Origin of the sequence: Nocardia sp. NPDC050630 (assembly GCF_044457245.1) — a bacterium.
In the GTDB taxonomy this organism is placed as follows: Bacteria; Actinomycetota; Actinomycetes; order Mycobacteriales; family Mycobacteriaceae; genus Nocardia.
Map to the genome: position 1 here is coordinate 104,658 of NZ_JBITGN010000003.1, position 18,726 is coordinate 123,383.

Annotated in this window: 9 protein-coding genes; 5 read left to right on the plus strand and 4 right to left on the minus strand. The window is 66.8% G+C overall.

Features of this window, described 5'->3' with window-relative positions; genetic code table 11:
* Window positions 1–122: 122 nt before the first annotated feature.
* The 3 genes from ACIBG0_RS10695 to ACIBG0_RS10705 all read left to right on the plus strand — a co-directional run bounded on the left by ACIBG0_RS10695 (window position 123) and on the right by ACIBG0_RS10705 (window position 13,321).
* On the plus strand, window positions 123–10,730 hold the full coding sequence (locus ACIBG0_RS10695; protein WP_397031373.1) for an amino acid adenylation domain-containing protein: 10,608 nt from the start codon (window positions 123–125) through the stop codon (window positions 10,728–10,730).
* A 230-nt stretch (window positions 10,731–10,960) separates the two neighbouring features.
* Entirely contained in the window at window positions 10,961–11,950 is a 990-nt protein-coding gene (locus ACIBG0_RS10700) for an alpha/beta hydrolase (protein WP_397031975.1), read from the plus strand.
* 45 nt (window positions 11,951–11,995) lie between these two features.
* Entirely contained in the window at window positions 11,996–13,321 is a 1,326-nt protein-coding gene (locus ACIBG0_RS10705; protein ID WP_397031375.1) for an Nramp family divalent metal transporter, read from the plus strand.
* On the opposite strand, the gene ACIBG0_RS10710 is transcribed toward ACIBG0_RS10705, so the two are convergent.
* Together ACIBG0_RS10710 and ACIBG0_RS10715 are read right to left on the minus strand one after the other, a co-directional pair.
* A complete protein-coding gene (locus tag ACIBG0_RS10710) occupies window positions 13,318–13,725 on the minus strand; it encodes a nuclear transport factor 2 family protein (RefSeq protein ID WP_397031377.1) in 408 nt (135 codons plus the stop codon). The genes ACIBG0_RS10705 and ACIBG0_RS10710 overlap by 4 nt on opposite strands.
* Before the next feature lie 10 nt (window positions 13,726–13,735).
* The gene (locus tag ACIBG0_RS10715; RefSeq protein ID WP_397031379.1) at window positions 13,736–14,665 is read right to left on the minus strand and encodes a zinc-binding dehydrogenase; all 930 of its coding nucleotides are present in this window, start codon (window positions 14,663–14,665) and stop codon (window positions 13,736–13,738) included.
* Window positions 14,666–14,773: 108 nt separating this feature from the next.
* Between ACIBG0_RS10715 and ACIBG0_RS10720 the strand changes: the two genes are divergently transcribed.
* Window positions 14,774–15,130, plus strand: a complete 357-nt coding sequence (locus ACIBG0_RS10720; RefSeq protein WP_397031381.1) for a winged helix-turn-helix transcriptional regulator — start codon at window positions 14,774–14,776, stop codon at window positions 15,128–15,130.
* Here ACIBG0_RS10720 and ACIBG0_RS10725 read toward each other — a convergent pair whose 3' ends face one another.
* Window positions 15,131–16,156 (minus strand): SDR family oxidoreductase, encoded by a 1,026-nt coding sequence (locus tag ACIBG0_RS10725; RefSeq protein ID WP_397031383.1) that lies wholly within the window; start codon window positions 16,154–16,156, stop codon window positions 15,131–15,133. It abuts the gene before it with no gap.
* Between the two features lie 158 nt (window positions 16,157–16,314).
* On the minus strand, window positions 16,315–17,118 hold the full coding sequence (locus ACIBG0_RS10730) for an enoyl-CoA hydratase-related protein (RefSeq protein WP_397031385.1): 804 nt from the start codon (window positions 17,116–17,118) through the stop codon (window positions 16,315–16,317).
* A gap of 130 nt (window positions 17,119–17,248) precedes the next feature.
* On the opposite strand from ACIBG0_RS10730, the gene ACIBG0_RS10735 reads away from it, so the two are divergent.
* Window positions 17,249–18,496: a TetR/AcrR family transcriptional regulator gene (locus tag ACIBG0_RS10735; protein WP_397031386.1), complete on the plus strand. Its 1,248-nt coding sequence runs from the start codon at window positions 17,249–17,251 to the stop codon at window positions 18,494–18,496.
* The last annotated feature ends 230 nt before the right edge of the window (window positions 18,497–18,726 follow it).

Sequence of the window (18,726 nt, forward strand, 5' to 3'; positions counted from 1 at the left end):
GAGCACTTTTTAGGGATTACAGGGTAGGTGAGCTCCTTCATGTTTCGGGTGGTTGCGCAACGTCGGCATGAGGAAGCTGCGTTGTTTCCTGCGACCTGCGAGCAGTCGCAAGCGGTGAGCCGGTGACGCGCCAGGCTCGGGTGCGGCCGGCTCGGACACGGACACAGCGGACGCGCGTCATCACCCTGCCGCAGCTGATGGCGGCCGCCGTCGAGGCGAATCCCGGCGGCCTCGCCGTCGTATTCGCCGATGCCGATGCCACTTCCGGCGGGCTGAGCTACGCCGAGTTGGATGAGCGTTCGACCCGGCTGGCCCGGCTGCTCATCGATCGTGGTGTCGGTCCGGAGGATTTGGTCGCGGTGGCCGTTCCGCGATCGGTGGATTCGGTGCTCGCGGTGTGGGCGGTGGCCAAGACCGGCGCCGGATTCGTGCCGGTGGACCCGCACTATCCGGCGGATCGGGTCGCGCACATGCTCACCGATTCCGCCGTGAGCTTCGGCCTGACCGTCGGCGCGGTTCGTCGCGGCCTGCCCGATGACGCCGAATGGCTCGTGCTCGACGACCCGAGCACCGCGGAACTGCTGCAGCGGTATCCGGTGGACCGGGTGACCAATCAGGATCGGGTGCGGCCCCTGCACGGCGCACATCCGGCCTATGTCATCTACACCTCCGGCTCGACCGGCGTCCCCAAGGGCGTGGTGGTCACCCATCAGGGGTTATCCGGTTTCTGCGATGAGCAGCGGACCCGCTACCGGGTGACGAGTTCGGCCAGGACACTGCATTTCGCCTCCCCCTCCTTCGACGCGTCGGTGCTGGAACTGCTGTTGGCATTGGGTGCGGCGGCCACCATGGTGGTTGTCTCGCCGACCGTCTACGGCGGCGCGGAACTGGCCGCGGTACTGCGGCGCGAGCGGGTGACCCATGCCTTCGTGACGCCCGCGGCGCTGGCCTCAGTGGCGCCCGACGGCCTCGACGAACTGCGGGTCGTGGTGACCGGCGGTGAGGCCTGTCCGCCGCAGTTGGTGCGGCGCTGGGTATTGCCGATCGCGGGCGGGCTGCTGCGCGAATTCTTCGATGCCTACGGCCCGACCGAGGCCACCATCGCCACCAATATCACCGCGCCGATGGTGCCGTGGGAGCCGGTGACCCTCGGCCCGCCGATCCACGGCATCGCCGCCTATGTGCTCAACGATCGGCTGGCGCCGGTGCCGAACCGGGTGGTCGGCGAACTGTATGTCGCCGGTGCGCAACTGGCGCGCGGTTATCTCGGCCAACAAGCTCTGACCGCGGCCCGATTCGTGGCCAATCCGTTCGAACCCGGCACCAGGCTCTACCGCACCGGTGATCTGGTGCGCTGGACCGCGACCGGTGACCTCGAGTATCTCGGCCGCAACGACTCCCAGCTGAAGATCCGCGGCTTCCGCATCGAACTCACCGAAATCGACGCGGTACTCGGCTCATACGACCACGTGGATTTCGCGGTCACCGTCGGGCACGAACTCGATAGCGGGACCACCGTTCTGGCGTCCTATGTGCATCCCATCGACGGGCTGACCGTCGATATGGCGGAGCTGAAAGCGCTGGTAGAGCGCAAATTGCCAGCGCACATGGTGCCCGCGTCCATTACGGTGCTCGACAGGGTGCCGCTGACGCCGATGGGCAAATTGGACCGCAGGGCGCTGCCCGCACCGGTATTCGAGGCAAAGGTATTCCGCGCACCAACGACGCCGGTCGAGGAGATCGTCGCGGGCACCTTCGGCGATGTGCTCGGTGTCACGCGGGTCGGCCTGGACGACGACTTCTTCGAACTCGGCGGCAATTCGCTGCTGGCCACCCAGGTCACCGCACGGCTGGACGCCGCGCTCGACACGCAGTTGGCGGTCCGGGATCTGTTCCACGCCTCGACGGTCGCCGCCTTTACCGCCGTGGTCGAACGCACCGCCGGATCCGGTCGGAGTCGGCCGCGGCTGGTCGCGGGGGAGCGGCCCGAGTTGATTCCGCTGTCGCTGGCGCAGCAGCGGTACTGGTTCCTGAACCAATTCGATACCGAGACCTCGGCGGTGGACAATATTCCGCTGGCCGTGCGGCTCACCGGTGAGCTGGATGCGGCGGCGCTCGGACTGGCCATCGGCGATGTGCTGTCCCGGCACGAGGTGCTGCGGACCACCTATCCGAGCATCGGCGGGCGGCCGCATCAGGTCATCCATCCGGTGCCGGATACCCGGTTCGCCATGGTGCCCGAAGATGTGGCCGAGGACGAACTGGTGCGCCGCCTCATCGACTTCGCCGTGCTGACCTTCGATGTGACCGTTGAGGTTCCGGTCGCGGTCACGCTGTTCCGTCTGGCGCCGCAAGAGCATGTGATCGCCTTGACCGTGCACCATGTCGCGGCCGACGGTGCGTCGATGGGTCCGCTCGCGCGCGATCTCATGGTCGCCTATGCCGCGCGGATGCACGGGCAGGCGCCGCAGTGGCAGCCGCTGCCGGTGCAGTACGCCGACTACGCGCTGTGGGAGCGCGAGGCGCTGGGCGACGAGGACGATCCGCAATCGCCTGCCGCACAGCAGATCGCCTATTGGCGGCGGACCTTGGCGCAGTTGCCGGACCAGTTGGAGCTGCCGACCGACCGCCCGCGCCCACCGGCCCAGTCGTTCCAGGGTAAATCGGTGCGGTTCGAGATCTCGGCGGATCGGCATGCCCGACTGCATGCGCTGGCACGGGCCAATCACGCCTCGCTGTTCATGGTCGTGCATGCGGCGCTCGCGGTGCTGCTGGCACGGCTGTCGGGCACCGACGACATCGCGGTCGGTACGCCCATCGCCGGTCGTGGCGAGCGCGAACTCGATGATCTGATCGGCATGTTCGTCAACACGCTGGTGTTCCGGACGCGGGTGCGTCCCGGTGATACTTTCGCGGCGCTGCTCGCCGACGTGCGCGAGCGTGATCTCGAGGCCTTCGCCAATGCCGATGTGCCCTTCGAGCGAATCGTCGAGGCGCTGAATCCGGTTCGCTCGATCGCCCGCAATCCGCTGTTCCAGGTGGGTCTTTCCTTCCAGAACCTGGCCGAAACCACCCTGGAACTGCCCGGACTTTCGGTCGCCACGGTCGATTTCGATCTGCAGCTGGCCAAGACGGATCTGCACATCTCACTGGCCGACCGCTACACCGACGACGGAGCGCCCGCTGGAATGGTGGCCGATTTCGGATATGCCACCGATCTGTTCGACGAGACGACGGTGCGCGGCTTCGCCGACCGCTTCGTCCGGGTGCTCGATGCCGTACTCGCCGATGTGTCGGTGCGGGTCGGCGAGATCGAACTGCTCGCCGGTGACGAGAGTTCGCGGATTCTGGCGGGTTGGAACCACACCGCGCATCCGATCGATACGACGGCGACGCTGGTGTCACTCCTGGATGCGACGGTGGCCGCCGACCCGGATGCGGTGGCGGTGGTATCCGATCAGCCCGGACGCAAACTCAGCTACGGCGAACTCGATGCCAGGGTGAATCGGTTGGCGCGGTATCTGATCGAACGCGGCGTGCGCCCGGAGGATCGGGTGGCATTGGGCATGCGTCGGTCGGTCGATCTGATCGTCGCCATGTACGCGGTGGCGAAATCCGGTGCGGCGTATGTGCCCATCGATCCGGATCAACCCGCCGAACGCATCGAGTACATCCTGCGGACCGCGGGACCGGTCTGCCTGCTGAGCTCCGTACACGGCGGTTTCCACACCGATGCCGTCGATTCCGTGACGATCGATGAGCTCGACCTGTCGCACTACTCGGACGCGCCGCTCGCCGCGGGCGAACGCCGCGGTGCGTTGCTGCCGGGACACACCGCGTACGTGATCTACACATCGGGTTCGACCGGGCAGCCGAAGGGCGTCGCGGTCACGCACGGCGCGATCGTCAACCAATTGCTCTGGGAGACAACCGAATTCGGCCTCGGAGCCGACGATGTGATGCTGCTCAAGACGGTCGCCACCTTCGATCTGTCGGTCTGGGAGTTCTGGACGGCGGCGGTATGCGGTGGCACGGTGGTCATCGCCGCGCCGGATGGTCATCGGGATCCGGCCTATCTGAACGAATTGATGGCGCGCGAGTCGGTGACGACACTGCATGTCGTGCCGTCGATGCTGGACTCGCTGTCGACGGGCCACCTGGCCCGATCGCTGCGCCGGGTACTGGCCATCGGTGAGACGCTACCGGCCGCCACCGCACAGCGATTCCGCCAAAACAATGCGGCGGACCTGTTCAACCTGTACGGACCGACCGAGGCCGCGGTCTCGATCACCAACCATCGGGTTACCGACGCCGACTCGGTGACGGTTCCGATCGGTAGGCCGCAGTGGAACAGCCATGTCTACGTCCTGGATTCGCGTCTGCGGCCGGTCCCGGTCGGCGTATCCGGCGAGTTGTACCTGGCCGGTGCGCAACTGGCGCGCGGCTACTTCGGGCGGTCCGATCTCACCGCGGAACGGTTCATAGCGAACCCGTTCGAATCCGGCGCACGCATGTACCGCACCGGCGACCTGGTGTCCTGGAACCAGCACGGCGAACTGGAGTACCACGCCCGCACCGATTTCCAGGTGAAGATCCGCGGTTTCCGCATCGAACTCGGCGAGATCGAGTCCGCGCTGCTGGCCCGGCCCGAGATCGCGCAAGCCGCGGCGGCGGTCAAATCCGATGCGCGGATCGGTGATTGGCTGGTCGCCTACGTCGTACCGGCCGACGAGTCGACCCCGGTCGAGACCGCCGAACTGAAGGCCGCGCTGGCCGCGGTGCTGCCGTCGTACATGCTGCCCAATGCGTTCGTCACGCTGACGGACTTGCCGCGCAATGCGAATGGCAAGCTGGATCGCGCCGCACTGCCCGATCCGGAGTTCGAGACCCAGGCCTTCCGCGCACCCGCGACACCGGTCGAGGAGATCGTGGCCGGTGTGTACGGCGATGTGCTCGGCGTGGATCGCGTCGGCCGCGATGATGATTTCTTTGCCGTGGGCGGCAATTCGCTGCTGGCCACACAGGTGGCGGCCCGCGTCGGCGATGCGCTGGATACCAAGGTGCTCGTGCGCTCGATCTTCGAGACGCCCACGGTGGCCGGACTCGCCGCCAAGGTCGAAACCCATGCCGGTTCCGGCCGGCGACAGCCCCTGCTGGCCGGACTGCGCCCGGAGCACGTCCCGCTATCGCTTGCGCAGTTGCGGATGTGGTTCATCAACCAGTTCGATCCCAGCTCGGCGGCCTATCACATACCGGTGGCGATCCGGCTGTCCGGCGAACTCGATATCACCGCACTGGGTTCGGCGGTCGAGGATATGGTGGCGCGGCACGAGGTGCTGCGCACCGTCTACCCGCAGACCGCCGACGGGCCGGTGCAAGAAGTGCTCGCACCGAACGCGGTGCCGATCGATCTGGTCCCGATTCCGATCGCGGAATCCGAAGCGGTGCGGCAGGTGCGGGAGATCGTCGCGGCGGGCTTCGATGTCACCGTCGAGGTGCCGTTCCGCGCCACCTTGTTGCGGCTCGACACCGATGATCACATCCTGGTGTTCGTCGCCCATCACATCGGCGCCGACGGCTGGTCGATGTCGCCGCTGGTGCGTGACGTCATGCTGGCTTACTCGGCACGCAGGGCGGGCGAGGTTCCCTCATGGTCGCCGCTGGCGGTGCAGTATGCGGATTTCAGTATCTGGCAACGTGCGGTACTCGGCTCCGAGGACGATCCGGACAGCCTCATCTCGGCCCAAGCCGAATACTGGCGGACCGCACTGGCCGACCTGCCCGACGAACTGAACCTGCCCGCGGACCGGCCACGCCCGGCGCTGCGGACCTTCGCCGGCGGGCGCACCGAATTCGAGATCGACCCACTGGTGCACGCCGGTCTGGTGCGCCTGGCGCGGCGACACAACGCCACCATGTTCATGGTGGTGCACGCCGCGCTATCGGTATTCCTGGCGCGCATGTCCGGCACCGCCGATATCGCCATCGGCACCCCGGTGGCCGGTCGCGGCGCGGCCGAACTCGACGACATGATCGGCATGTTCGTCAATACACTGGTGCTGCGACTACAGGTGCCCGACGACCGTACCTTCGGTGATCTGCTCGCCAACGCCAAAGACACCGACCTGCAGGCCTTTTCGCATGCCGACCTCCCGTTCGAGCGACTGGTCGAATTGCTGAACCCGCCGCGCTCCACGGCTCGCCACCCGCTATTCCAGGTGTCGATGTCGTATCTGAACCTGCCGACCAGCACCTTCGAACTCCCCGGACTCCGTGCGCAGACTTTCGATTTCGCCGTCGATACCGCCAAGTTCGATCTTTCGTTGACCATGTGGGCACCGGGTACCGCCACGGAAAGCCTGCGCGGTGAGTTCAATTTCGCGCGAGATCTATTCGACGACAAGACGATCGAGATGTTCGCCGCCCGGTTCGCCCGGCTGCTCACCGAGATCGTCGCCCGTCCGGACGCCCCGATCGGTGACCTGCGGCTGCTCGGCGCGGCCGAAGAGCAGGCGCTGACACCAGTGCGGCGCGGCGAGACGCCCGCCGTCCGGCTGCTGCCGGACCTGCTGACCAGCGCGGTCAGCGCCGACCCCGAACATGTCGCGGTGCGCACCGCCGGTCGCTCGATCTCCTACCGCGAACTGGACGAATACTCCTCGCGACTGGCTCGGGTATTGATCGATCGCGGTGTCGGTCCGGAGCGCCTCGTCGCACTTGCCTTCCCGCGTTCGCTGGAGATGGTCGCGGCCTTCTGGGCCGTAGCCAAGGCCGGTGGGGCGCACGTGCCGATCGACCCGACCTATCCGACGGACCGGATCCGGCACATGGTGACCGATTCCGGTGCCGTCCTCGGCATCACCACCTCCACCTACAGTGAGCGGCTGCCCGACGAGTCGTCCGAAACCCACTGGCTACAGCTCGACGATCCCGCGATCCATGCGGCCGTCGCCAGTAAGTCGCCATCGCCGATCACCGATGACGAGCGGCTGGCGACCTTGCTGCCGCAGCATCCGGCGTACGTCATCTACACCTCCGGTTCGACGGGCACACCGAAGGGTGTCACCGTCACCCAGGTCGGCATCGGCGGGGCAGTCGAGAATGCCAGCGCGGTATTCCAACTCGGTCCGCGGCATCGGTTCGCGCATCTGTGCTCGCCGAGCTTCGATCCGTCGATTCTGGAGTGGCTGTGCACCTTCCACAACGGCGCGACATTGGTCATCGTGCCGTCCACCATCCTCGGCGGAGCGGATCTGGCCGCGCTGCTGCGCACCGAGCGGGTCACCCACGCGATCTTCACCCCCGCCGTGCTCGGCACCGTCGATCCGGCCGGTCTGGACGAGTTCCGATACCTGTGCTGCGGTGGCGATTCAACCTCGCCCGAGCTGGTCGCCAAATGGCAACCGGGACGGCACTTCATCAACGGCTACGGCCCTACCGAGGCCACGGTGGCCGCGTCCTGGAGCGAGCTGATCGCCGGAGGGCGCATCACCATCGGCGCCCCGGTGCCGGGAACGCTGATGGTGGTGCTGGATTCGCGGCTGCGTCCGGTGCCGCCCGGCGCCGTCGGCGAGCTGTATCTCGGTGGCACCGCGCTGGCGCGCGGCTATCACGCTCGTCCGATGCTGACCGCGGAACGCTTCGTCGCCGATCCGTGGGGTCCACCCGGTGCGCGGATGTATCGCACCGGTGATCTGGTGCGCTGGGTCGGCGCGGCGGGGGAGTGGGAACTCGAATACATCGGTCGCACGGACTTCCAACTCAAGATCCGCGGTCTACGTATCGAACTCGGTGAGATCGACGCGGTGTTCGGCGGTCACGACGATGTCGAGTTCGCCGTCACGATCGGTCGGGAAAGCCCGACGGGCGAGAAGATCCTCGTCGTTTATGTGCTTCCGGTAGCGGGACGGGCCATCGATACCGGTGCGCTCACCGAATACGCCGCGCGCAGCCTGCCTCGGCATATGGTGCCCTCGGCGGTGGTGGTACTCGATATGGTGCCGCTGACGCCGGTCGGCAAGCTCGATCGCGCGGCGCTGCCCGCACCCGAGCTCGCTCCGCGCCCCTACCTCGCGCCGTCGACCGCGCAGGAACAGGCCGTCGCCGACGTATACGCCGACGTACTCGGCATCGATCGGGTCGGCTCCGATGACGATTTCTTCGCACTCGGCGGCAGTTCGCTGGCCGCCATGCGCGCGGTGCACAAGCTGCGCGAGCTGACCGGCATCGCGGTCCAGGTGCAATGGTTCTTCACCGATCCGACCGTCGCCGCACTGACCAAGCGCATCATGGATGCCGATGACACCGAGGCCTACCAATACGGGTTGAATGCCGAGGCCGCGCTCGATGTGCTGCTGCCGATCCGGTACGGCACCGGCGAAGCCCTGTTCTGCATCCATCCGATGGCCGGATTGTCCTGGTGCTATACCGGTCTCGCGCAGTACTTGCCCGCCGACCGTCCGATCTTCGGTGTGCAATCACCCGCGCTGTCCGAATCGGATTTCCGGCCGGATTCGCTGGACGCCATGGCCCGGCGCTATGTCGAGGAGATCTGCGCGGTGCAGCCCGAGGGGCCGTATCGGTTGCTCGGCTGGTCGCTCGGTGGTGCGCTTGCCCATGCGGTCGCGGTCCAATTGCAGTCCGAGGGTGCCGAGGTCGCATTGCTCGCGATGTTGGACAGCCGCACCGGCGGCAATATCGCCGACTTCTGGGCGGAGTTGCGCTCGGCCTTCGCCGAACTCGGCATCGGCCCGGACATGCTCGGTGACAGCAATATCCGCAACCTCACCGAAGAGGCGCTCGCGGTGCTGTATGCCAACATCCCACCGGAACTGGCGCTGCTGACCCCGGACCGCCTGCGCCAGAGCTACCGTGGCGCGGTGCGCTCGGTGGAGCTCGGAATCAACCATCAACACAAGGTTTTCCACGGCACACTCGAGTTCTTCAGCGCCACCGGCCACACCGCCGAATCCCGAGCCTGGCGGCCCTATGTCGACGGAACGATCAACGAGCATCCGATCGGGGCGACCCACGAGCTGATGACGTCACCGGCGGCCTTCGCCGAAATCGGTCCGGTCCTGGCCACCTTGCTCGCGGAGCCCGAGCCCGAGCCCGTCGAGAATGCCACCGAAGCCGAGGCATCCGGGCCGGTCGAATACGCCGCCGCACCGGAGGGATACGAGTACGCGGCACCGCTCGCCGATCCGGCCGCTTTCGACCACGACTACCCCACATCGGTCCTGGCCCCGATACCGATCGATGCCCCGGAACCGACCGAGGACACGGCCGCGACCGATGACCTGCCCCCGACGGTGGAGGCCCCGGCACTGGACTTCGACGACGAGCCCGCGATTGCCGCCGAACCCGAGCGCAAGCCCTTCGCGGTCATCCACGACGACGACCCGATCGAATACGCCGTCCCGCACCGTGCCGACGCGCCCGACGACGCCCCCATCCCGCTATCGCTGACCCCGAATGCCGTGCGGCTGTTGGACTCCGGTGTCGAACTGCGCGTCCTCACTCTGGAGATCCCACCCAACTACTCACCGGAGGCGGTGCAATTCGCCGTCGATACGGTGCTCGAACAGCATCCGATGCTGTGGGTCCGTCTGCACCGCGACGCTGCGGGTACTGCACCGGTCTTCGAGATCCCGGCCGAGGCGCAGCGTCTCGACGAGGCTTTCCTCGGGCTGGAGTACGGCATCGATCAGACCCCGCCGCCGGTCGACGATGTGGTGCGCGCGGTCGCCTCCGAACTGGATCCGGCACAGGGCCGCAATATCCGCTTCGTACTGGTCGGTGGCCGCGAGGTGCCAACGACCATGGTCATCGTCGCCAATGGCCTCGTCGTGGACGACACCTCCTGGCGCACCATCATCGACAAGCTGTCACTGGCCTGGTCGCGCGGCAGGCACCGCACGCCCGCCGTCCCCGAGTCCGGCCTGTCCGACTTGCTGAGCGTGCTGTCCGAGGGCGCGAGCGGCCCGGCGGCAATCGAGGAAATGGCATGGTGGCACCACGCGCTGAGCGTGGTCCCCGCCGCCAAGGCCGGTGCCACGAACAAGAACCTGCGCTCGCGGCGCCGGGTCTCGCTGACCATCACCACCGAGGGCACCGCCGCCGTCGTCGCCGCGGCCGCCGCGCATGGTGTCAGCGTCGATGAGGTCCTACTCACCGCCCTCGCGCTCGCGCAGATCACCTCCGCGGGCGAAACCGTCACCGATGCCATCGGCCCGGTGGTTCGGCTGCACGCCGACAGCCGGGCGATGGCCGAGACCGACACCCTCGTCGGCGCGTTCACCACCGATTACCCGCTCCCGCTGCAGTTGGCGGGGGTCAACGTCGAGGAGGCGCTGGTCGGTGGTCACGCGGCGGGCGTCGCGATCGAGCAGGTCAAACGGCTCACCGGTGCAGTGCCGTCCTATGGCGTCGGCTACGGCCTGCTGCGCTATCTCAATCCGGATACCGCCGCCGCCTTGAGCGCGCTCCCCACCGGCCGGTGCGCGTTGCGCTATAGAGATCTGCGCCCGGCGCGCGTGCACACCGATGCACCGGCCACCGATCTGCTGCTCGATATCACCGCCGACGCCACCGCCGACGGTCTGCTCGTGCGCTTCGACTACGCGGCCGAGGTGTTCGGCGGTGATGAGGTCAAGACCTTCGCCGAACACTGGATCCGAGCGCTGGGCGGACTGGCCGAATACGGGCAGCGATATCCGGGGCGACCCTGATCACATTCCGGCCGTTCAGGCATGATGGAGCAACATTGCGGTAACGACGTCCACTATCGTCACGATTGAATAGGCCGTATGGTCGGCCGCGGTGCATGCCCGCGGCATGGGGAAGCCCTCCCGTAATCACGATACGAAGTGAAGGTGTGAAATTGATGCGTAGTCTGATCCGGCGTCGCGGCACACGTGCGGCGGCGGTGATCGCGGCAACCGCGGTATTCGCGGGAGTCATGTCCGGCTTCGGCGCATCTACCGCGACAGCTGATCCGATCATCGATTCCAAGACGCTGCTGGCCAACCCGGTCGCGCCGGACGGCTCGAAGATCACCAAGGCCGAGTACAAGGACGACCGCAGCATCCGCCTGTACGTCTACTCCGCGGCCATGGACCGGACCTTCCCGGTCGACGTGCAGCGCCCCGCCGATGCCTCGGTGCCGCGTCCGGTGCTGTACCTGCTCAACGGTGCGGGCGGCGGCGAGGACAGCGCGTCCTGGGTGGCCAAGACCGATGCGCTGAAGTTCCTCGGCGACAAGAACGTCAATGTGGTCCAGCCAATCGGCGGCAAGTGGAGCTACTACACCGACTGGATCAAGGACGATCCGGTACTCGGCCGCAACAAGTGGAAGACCTTCTTCACCGAGGAGCTGCCGCCGCTGGTCGATGGCGCGCTCGGCACCAACGGCACCAACGCGATCGCGGGCCTGTCCACCTCGGGTACCACGGTGCTCGCGCTGCCGATCGCCAAGCCCGGCCTGTACAAGGCCGCCGCGGCCTACAGCGGCTGCGCCCAGACCAGTGATCCGGTCGGCTCGGAGTTCGTCAAGCTGACCGTCGAGACCTGGGGCGGCGGCAATGTCGACAACATGTGGGGACCGGTCGGTGGGCCGGACTGGGTGGCGAACGACCCCTATGTCAACGCCGAGGGTCTGCGCGGCACCGATCTCTACATCTCGACCGGCAACGGTCTGCCCGGCCCGTATGACACCCTCAACGGTGAGTACACACTGCCCGGCCCGGGCGGTCTGGCCAACCAGATCCTGATCGGCGGTGTCATCGAGGCTGGCACCAACTACTGCACCCACAACATGCAGACGAAGCTGGACCAGCTGGGCATCCCGGCCACCTTCAACTTCCGCCCCAACGGCACCCACTCCTGGGGCTACTGGAACGACGAACTGCACGCCTCCTGGCCGACGCTGGCCAAGGGTCTCGGCATCTGACCCGATCCGCCGCGATTCCCAACCGACCGCCCCGATTGTGACCTTATGCACAATCGGGGCGGTCTGTTTTATATAGATAGTGCTAAACAAAAAGTTCGGGAAGCCGTAAAATTCTGTTCCATGAGTACAACCTTGGCTGAGTCGGCGCGGAACGCGACGAGCCGGGCAAGATCGGTCAGCGTCTTGCTCGGACCTGCCTTCGTGGCCGCCATCGCCTATGTCGATCCCGGCAATGTGGCGTCGAATATCAGCGCGGGCGCTCAGTTCGGCTACCTACTCGTATGGGTCATCGTGATGGCCAATGTGATGGCCGGACTGGTGCAGTTCCTCTCCGCGAAGCTGGGGTTGGTCACCGGTATGTCGCTCCCGGAGGCGGTGCGGTCCAAGTCGAGTCGTCCGATGCGCCTCGCCTATTGGATGCAGGCGGAGACCGTCGCGATGGCCACCGACCTGGCCGAGGTAGTCGGCGGCGCGATCGCGCTGCAACTGCTGTTCGATCTGCCGCTACTGGTCGGTGGCCTCATCACCGGTGTGGTCTCGATGGGGCTGCTGCTGGTGCAGAATCAGCGCGGGCAGAAGCCGTTCGAGCGGGTCATCACCGGCCTGCTCGCCGTGGTCGCCATCGGTTTTCTGGCCAGCGTGGTGATTGCGCCGCCGTCGGCCTCCGGCACCGTCGGTGGTCTGCTGCCGCGGTTCGATGGCACCGAAAGTGTGCTGCTCGCGGCGGCCATGATCGGCGCGACTGTCATGCCGCACGCGGTGTACCTGCACTCCGGCCTGGCCCGTGATCGGCACGGTCAGCCCGAAGTCGGTCCGCTGCGGACCCGGTTGCTGCGGATCACCAGATACGATGTCGGACTGGCCATGGTGCTCGCGGGCACGGTCAATATGGCCATGCTGCTGATGGCCGCCAATACCCTGCGCGGCCGCGAGAATGTCGACACCCTCGAAGGGGCGCACGCCGCCGTCGGCGATGCGCTCGGCCCCGTCGCCGCACTGCTGCTCGCGGTCGGCCTGCTGGCCTCCGGCCTGGCATCCACCTCGGTCGGCGCATATGCCGGAGCGATGATCATGGAGGGGTTGCTCAACCGCAAGTTTCCGCTTCTGGTCCGGCGCATGGTCACCCTGATCCCGGCCATCCTCATCCTCGCGGTCGGCATCGATCCCACTCGCGCACTGATCATTTCGCAGGTGGTGCTGTCGTTCGGCATCCCCTTCGCGCTGATCCCCCTGGTCCGCTTCACCAGCGACCGCATCCTGATGGGCGTCGACGTCAACCACCGCGTGACCACGAGCCTGGCCTGGCTCGTCGCCGTCATCATCAGTCTGCTCAATGTGGCCCTGATCTACCTGACCGTCACGGGCGACTAGGCGAACAGCGTGCGCTGGGCATAGCCCGTATCGAAATACTCACGGGCCTCGGCGATCTTGCCGTTCTCGACGCGAAAGACGATCGCCACATTGTTGACGTACGGTTCACCCGCCTTGGTGGTGGCGCGGGTGGTCCATTCCGCGGCCGCCTGCGCACCGTCGGCCAGCACGGTCCGCACCTCCTGGCCGATCGGCTGCGACGCATCCATCCGCTCGATCATCCGCGCGACGAATTGCCCGAAGATCTCCTCGGGTCCGGTCCAGGTGCGCGCGGTCGGCAAGTCGCCGAAAAGGGTCCAGGTCGAATCCGGTGTGAAGAACCCGGCGGCGCGTTCGGCATCACCGGATCCGAGTGCCTCGATATAGGCCAGGATGGTGGCGCGGGTCTGCTCGGTGGTCGACATGATCGCTCCTTCAGGCGGCGATGGTGAGGATCGCGTTGCCGCGGATCCGGCGGTTGTTCAGATCGGTGAGCACGCTTGCCGTTTCGGCCCAGTCGGCGACCCTACCGAGCTCCGGATGCAGGCGGCCGGTGGCCGTTAGCTCGACCAGCATGCGCAGATCCTCGGCATCGGTGGTGTTGGCGACCCAGTGCGGGAAATGCCGCAGCGTGAACGGCGTGACCGTCAGGTATTCGAAGAAGCTGAGCCGGATCGGTTGCAGACTGGCCTGACCGAACCACAGCACAGTGCCGCCGGGCGCGATCCGGGCAAGCGCGGCGGCGAAGACGTCGCCGCCGACCGATTCGAAGATGACATCGAAGGGACCGTCGGCGTCCGCGACATCATGGACGACGGCCGCGCCGAGTTCGGCCAGCCGGGCGCCCCGCTCGGGCGAGGCCGCCACCGCCGTCACCGAAATGTCTGCGGCCGTGGCCAATTCCACCAGGTAGTGACCGACGCCGCCCGATGCGCCCGTGATCAGGGCCTTCTTGCCCGCCGGTACCTCGACGTGGCGGAGCAGACGCAATGCGGTCAACCCCGCGAGCGGCAAGGCGGCCGCGGTGGTGGCGGTGAGGGTGTCGGGCAACTCGGCCAATGCGGCGGTCGGGATGGCCACCCGCTCGGCCCACCCGCCGCCCTCGGCATGGCCGACCACACGGGTTCCGATGGCAGGGCCCGACCCGTCGGCAGCGGCTGCGACGACTCGGCCGACCACATCCTGTCCCATGACAGTCCCCGGTGCGGTCGGCGTGCCGTAGGCGCCGGTCATGGCGAGAATCTCGCCGCGGTTCACCGAGAACGCCTCGACCCGGATGACCGCCGCATCGGCGGCGGCCGTGGGTTCGGGGACCTCGGCGAACCGCACCAAGGTCGGATCACCGGTTGCTGCAAGGGCTTTCATCGATTTCCTCCTGGTCGTTGCTACGCAAACGACACTATGAGGGCTGGTTTCCAGATGAAAGAAGGCAGTAATTAGTGGTATAGGTACCTGGTGGATACCAACGATCCCATGGCATACGACGTCTTCGATCTGAACTGTCCGTCCCGCGCGGTTTTCGATCGGCTCGGTGAACGCTGGACCGGGCTCGTGCTGCTGGCCCTGAAGCCCGGCACGCTGCGCTTCTCGGAGCTGCGCAGACAGGTGCAGGGCATCACGCAGAAGATGCTCACCCAGACGCTGCGCGGTCTGGAACGTGACGGCATGGTGTCGCGCACGGTGTATCCGACCGTGCCGGTCACTGTCGAATACACGCTGACACCGCTCGGTCACAGCCTCGGTGCCGCCGTCGATGTGCTGCGGGCCTGGGCCATCGAACACATCGATGAAATCGACGCGGCTAGAGCCGACTACGAGCGGGCGAGCTGATCACACCCAGTTTTCGATCCAGTATTTCCAGATCAACGGGGCGTACGCGGCCAGCGGCGGCACCTTGATATCGGTGCCCGCCAGTGCGGCGGTGGCGTTGCGGCAGTCGAACCAACAGCTGAATTCGCTGTGCTCCAACACATCCTGGGGAACGCCGACGCGGGGGAGCAGCCAGCTCGTGCCGGGGACACGAAGCATCATCTCGAGGGTGCGCTTGGGCATCACCTCCACCAGATGCGGCGCACCGGCCTCGTCGGCGAACAGATTCAGCGCCTCGGCCGCGCTCTGCCGGCGCGGATCGGCCAAATGGTAGGTCAGGTGGTTCGAGTCGGGCCGGTGCGCGATGTGGGCCAGGGCGCGAGCCACGAAATCGACCGGAACCATATTGGTTTCACCTAGCTTCGGCACGAGTACCGGCAGAATCCTCGGCAGTTGCGCGGCCATCCGCAGCAGCCGGAAGAAATAGTAGGGCCCTTCGATTCGATCGATTTCGCCGGTTCGCGAATGGCCGATCACGATCGAGGGTCGATAGATCCGCCAGCCCAACCCGGATTCGCGCACAATCTTCTCGGCCTCGAATTTCGCCCGCTGCATGGGCGAACTCAGCACCTGACCCTCGTCGAACATATCCTCGGTGAACACACCGTCGAACCCGCCCGCCACATCCACCGTCGAGACATGATGCAGCAGAGTGGCTTTCAACTCCCGCGTGACATCGATGACATGTCTGGTGCCGCCGCCGCGTTCGGCGAGGTCATAGCTCGACGCCAGATGGAAGACATGCTCGATCGAGCCCCGATGCTCGCTGATCCAGGCCGGATCGATGCCGAGCCCGGGCGCGCCCATATCCCCGCGCACCGCCCGCACCCGCTCGCCTCCCATCCACTCGCGAGCGCAGCAGGCATACCGGTCCGCCGAATCAACCCCCGGCCGGACCAGCACATGAATATCCCCATCCCGGTTCAGCAGTTCGGGAATGAGAAATCGACCGATAAACCCAGTTGCTCCGGTAACCAGGTAAGCCATAGCCGATCAACATAGTCGCTCGTGCGGGCGCGCCTGTGTCCGGGATCACGCTCCCGCGCTTGTGTCGGTCGCCGCGGCTGCGGGCCACGCGCATTACCGGCCAGCCGTGGGGCGCCGAGGATTCCCGGTTTCGGTTCGATGCTCGCTCGTCGCCGCGATCAGTCGGCGAAAACCGGCTTGCGCTTGGTGAGCATGGCGGTCGCGCCCTCGAAGAAGTCGGGGGACTGGAGCAGTTCGCTCTGGCCGGACTTTTCGGCGGCGAGCGCGGCGTCCAAGGCGGGCAAGGTTGCGGCGTTGAGCGCCTTCTTGGTGAGTTCGAGAGCGCGGCGCGGGCCAGCGGCGATCTTGGCGGCGGCGGCCTCGACCTTGGCATCGAGTTCGTCCTGCGGGACCACGGCGGTGAACAGTCCGGCCGCCTTGGCCGCGGGTGCGGGGAGTCGCTCGCCGAGCAGGGCCATTTCCGCGGCCAGCGGGCGACCGGCCGCGGCGGCGATCATGGCGGCCGCACCGCCGTCGGGCATCAGGCCGATATTGATGAAGGCGAGCAGCAGGTAGGAATCCTCGGCGGCATAGACCAGATCGGCGGCCAGCGCGATGCCGACACCGACGCCCGCGGCGGCGCCCGCAACCCGCGCGATGACCGGAATCGGCGCGTCCACAATGGCTTTCACCAGCCGATTGGCCGCGTCCATCACCATATCCGAAGTGATCCCGCGCTGCGCCTCGGCGGCCGATGCGGCAAGATCGGCGCCGGTGCAGAAGTCGCCGCCCTCGCCGGTCAGTACGATCACCCGCACCGAGCGGTCCTCGGCGGCGGCGAGAAAGGTGTCACCCAGGGCGACCATCGTGTCGTAGTCGATGGCGTTCTTGCGCTTGGGTTTGGTGATTGTGACCCGGAGCACCTTGCCGTCGTTGACGGCGCTGAAACCCGCGGATGTGGTCGCGGAATCGGGGTTGCTCATTTGGTGCTCCTGGTCTGGAATCCGGCGCGGCATTCCCATGAATGGTGGTTAACTTTGCGAATTGTGGTTAACTTAGGTTGATTTGTCCGGCGCTGTCAACCAGCGGCGCCGCACCGGAACGGAGAGCTAGATGGTCGCGGATCGCAGCGAGGTCGGTCTCGCTTCCGCGCGGCCTGACACGGGTGCGAACAGGCCGGGAGCGGAGCCCGCCCAGACGGTGCGGCGGCGCCCGAAGGATCGCAAGGTCCAGATCATCCGGGCCGCCGCGCGCGCGTTCAGCGAACGTGGGTACTACCCGGTCGGCGTCGACGAGATCGCCGCAGAGGTCGGCATCTCGGGGCCCGCGCTGTATCGGCACTTCGCGAACAAGTACGCGCTGCTGGTCGCGGCCGCCGAAGAAGGCGCCTCGCACCTGCTGAAGATCGCGCGCGCAGCCGACGATCCGAATCTGGAACCGGGACCCAGGCTCGACGCCCTGATCAAGGCGATCAGCGAACACACCATCGATATTCGTCGCGAGGCCGGACTGTATCGCTGGGAGCGGCGCTACCTCGAGGCCGAGGACCGGGCCCGGATCAGGAAGGTCTACGACGCGCTCAACGCGACACTCGCCGAACCGATCGGACAGCTGCGTCCCACCGCACCCCCCGCCGACGTGGCAATGCTCGCCGCCGGGGTGCTCAGCGCGATCGCCAGCATCTCCTCACATCGCACCACGCTCGCCACCGCCCGGCTGATGCCGCTGCTGCGCGAGATGAGCTGGTCGATCCTGCGCGCGGAACTGCCGCCCGCCCCGACCGAGCCCGCACCCGGACCGGCCACCCGCGGCCTGCCGGTCACCTCGAAACGCGAACAGCTGCTCACCGAGGCGATCCGGATCTTCGGTCGCCAGGGGTATCACGAGGCCAGCATCGAGGAAATCGGCGCGGCCGTCGGCATCAACGCCTCCAGCGTCTACCGGTACTTCACCAGCAAGGCCGACCTGCTCGCCGCCGCCTTCCACCGCACCGGCGACCGGGTGGCCATCGCGATCACCGAGGCGCTGGCCGAGGCCACCAGCCGTCCGGACGCGGTCCGGCGCATCGCCTACCGCCAGGCCCGACTGACCTTCTCGATGCCGGAGATCATGCCGGTCTATTACGCCGAATTCAGTAATCTGCCGCAGGCCGAACAGCACAAGCTGCGCGCCATCCAGCGACAGAACGTGCTGGAGTGGGCCAACCTGCTCGACGGCGACTCGGTGGAGGCGCGCTTTCGCGTGCACGCCGCCATCGCCCAGGTGATCGACGTCGGCCGGTTGACCAAATTCGACCCACGCCCCGAACAACTGGCCCGAGTCTGCGCCCTGATGGAGGCCGTCCTTCTAGGCTGTGTCTAATGGCAGCGCCGTCGGCGCTGCGTGTTCGCGGCCCCCTGGTGTCTCGCGTCCGACCCGTCGAGACTCGCGACTTCGTCGCATGCGCTTCGACGGCTCGGACGCGAGACGGGCCGCGAACTCCTCGCTCGTAAGACTCGCTCCGTGGTGGTTGCGGAGGTGGGGCTGTCGGCACTCGATGCGCGCGGGGTCTCGTGTTTGCGGCGTATGCACTTTGACGGCTGGGACGTGAG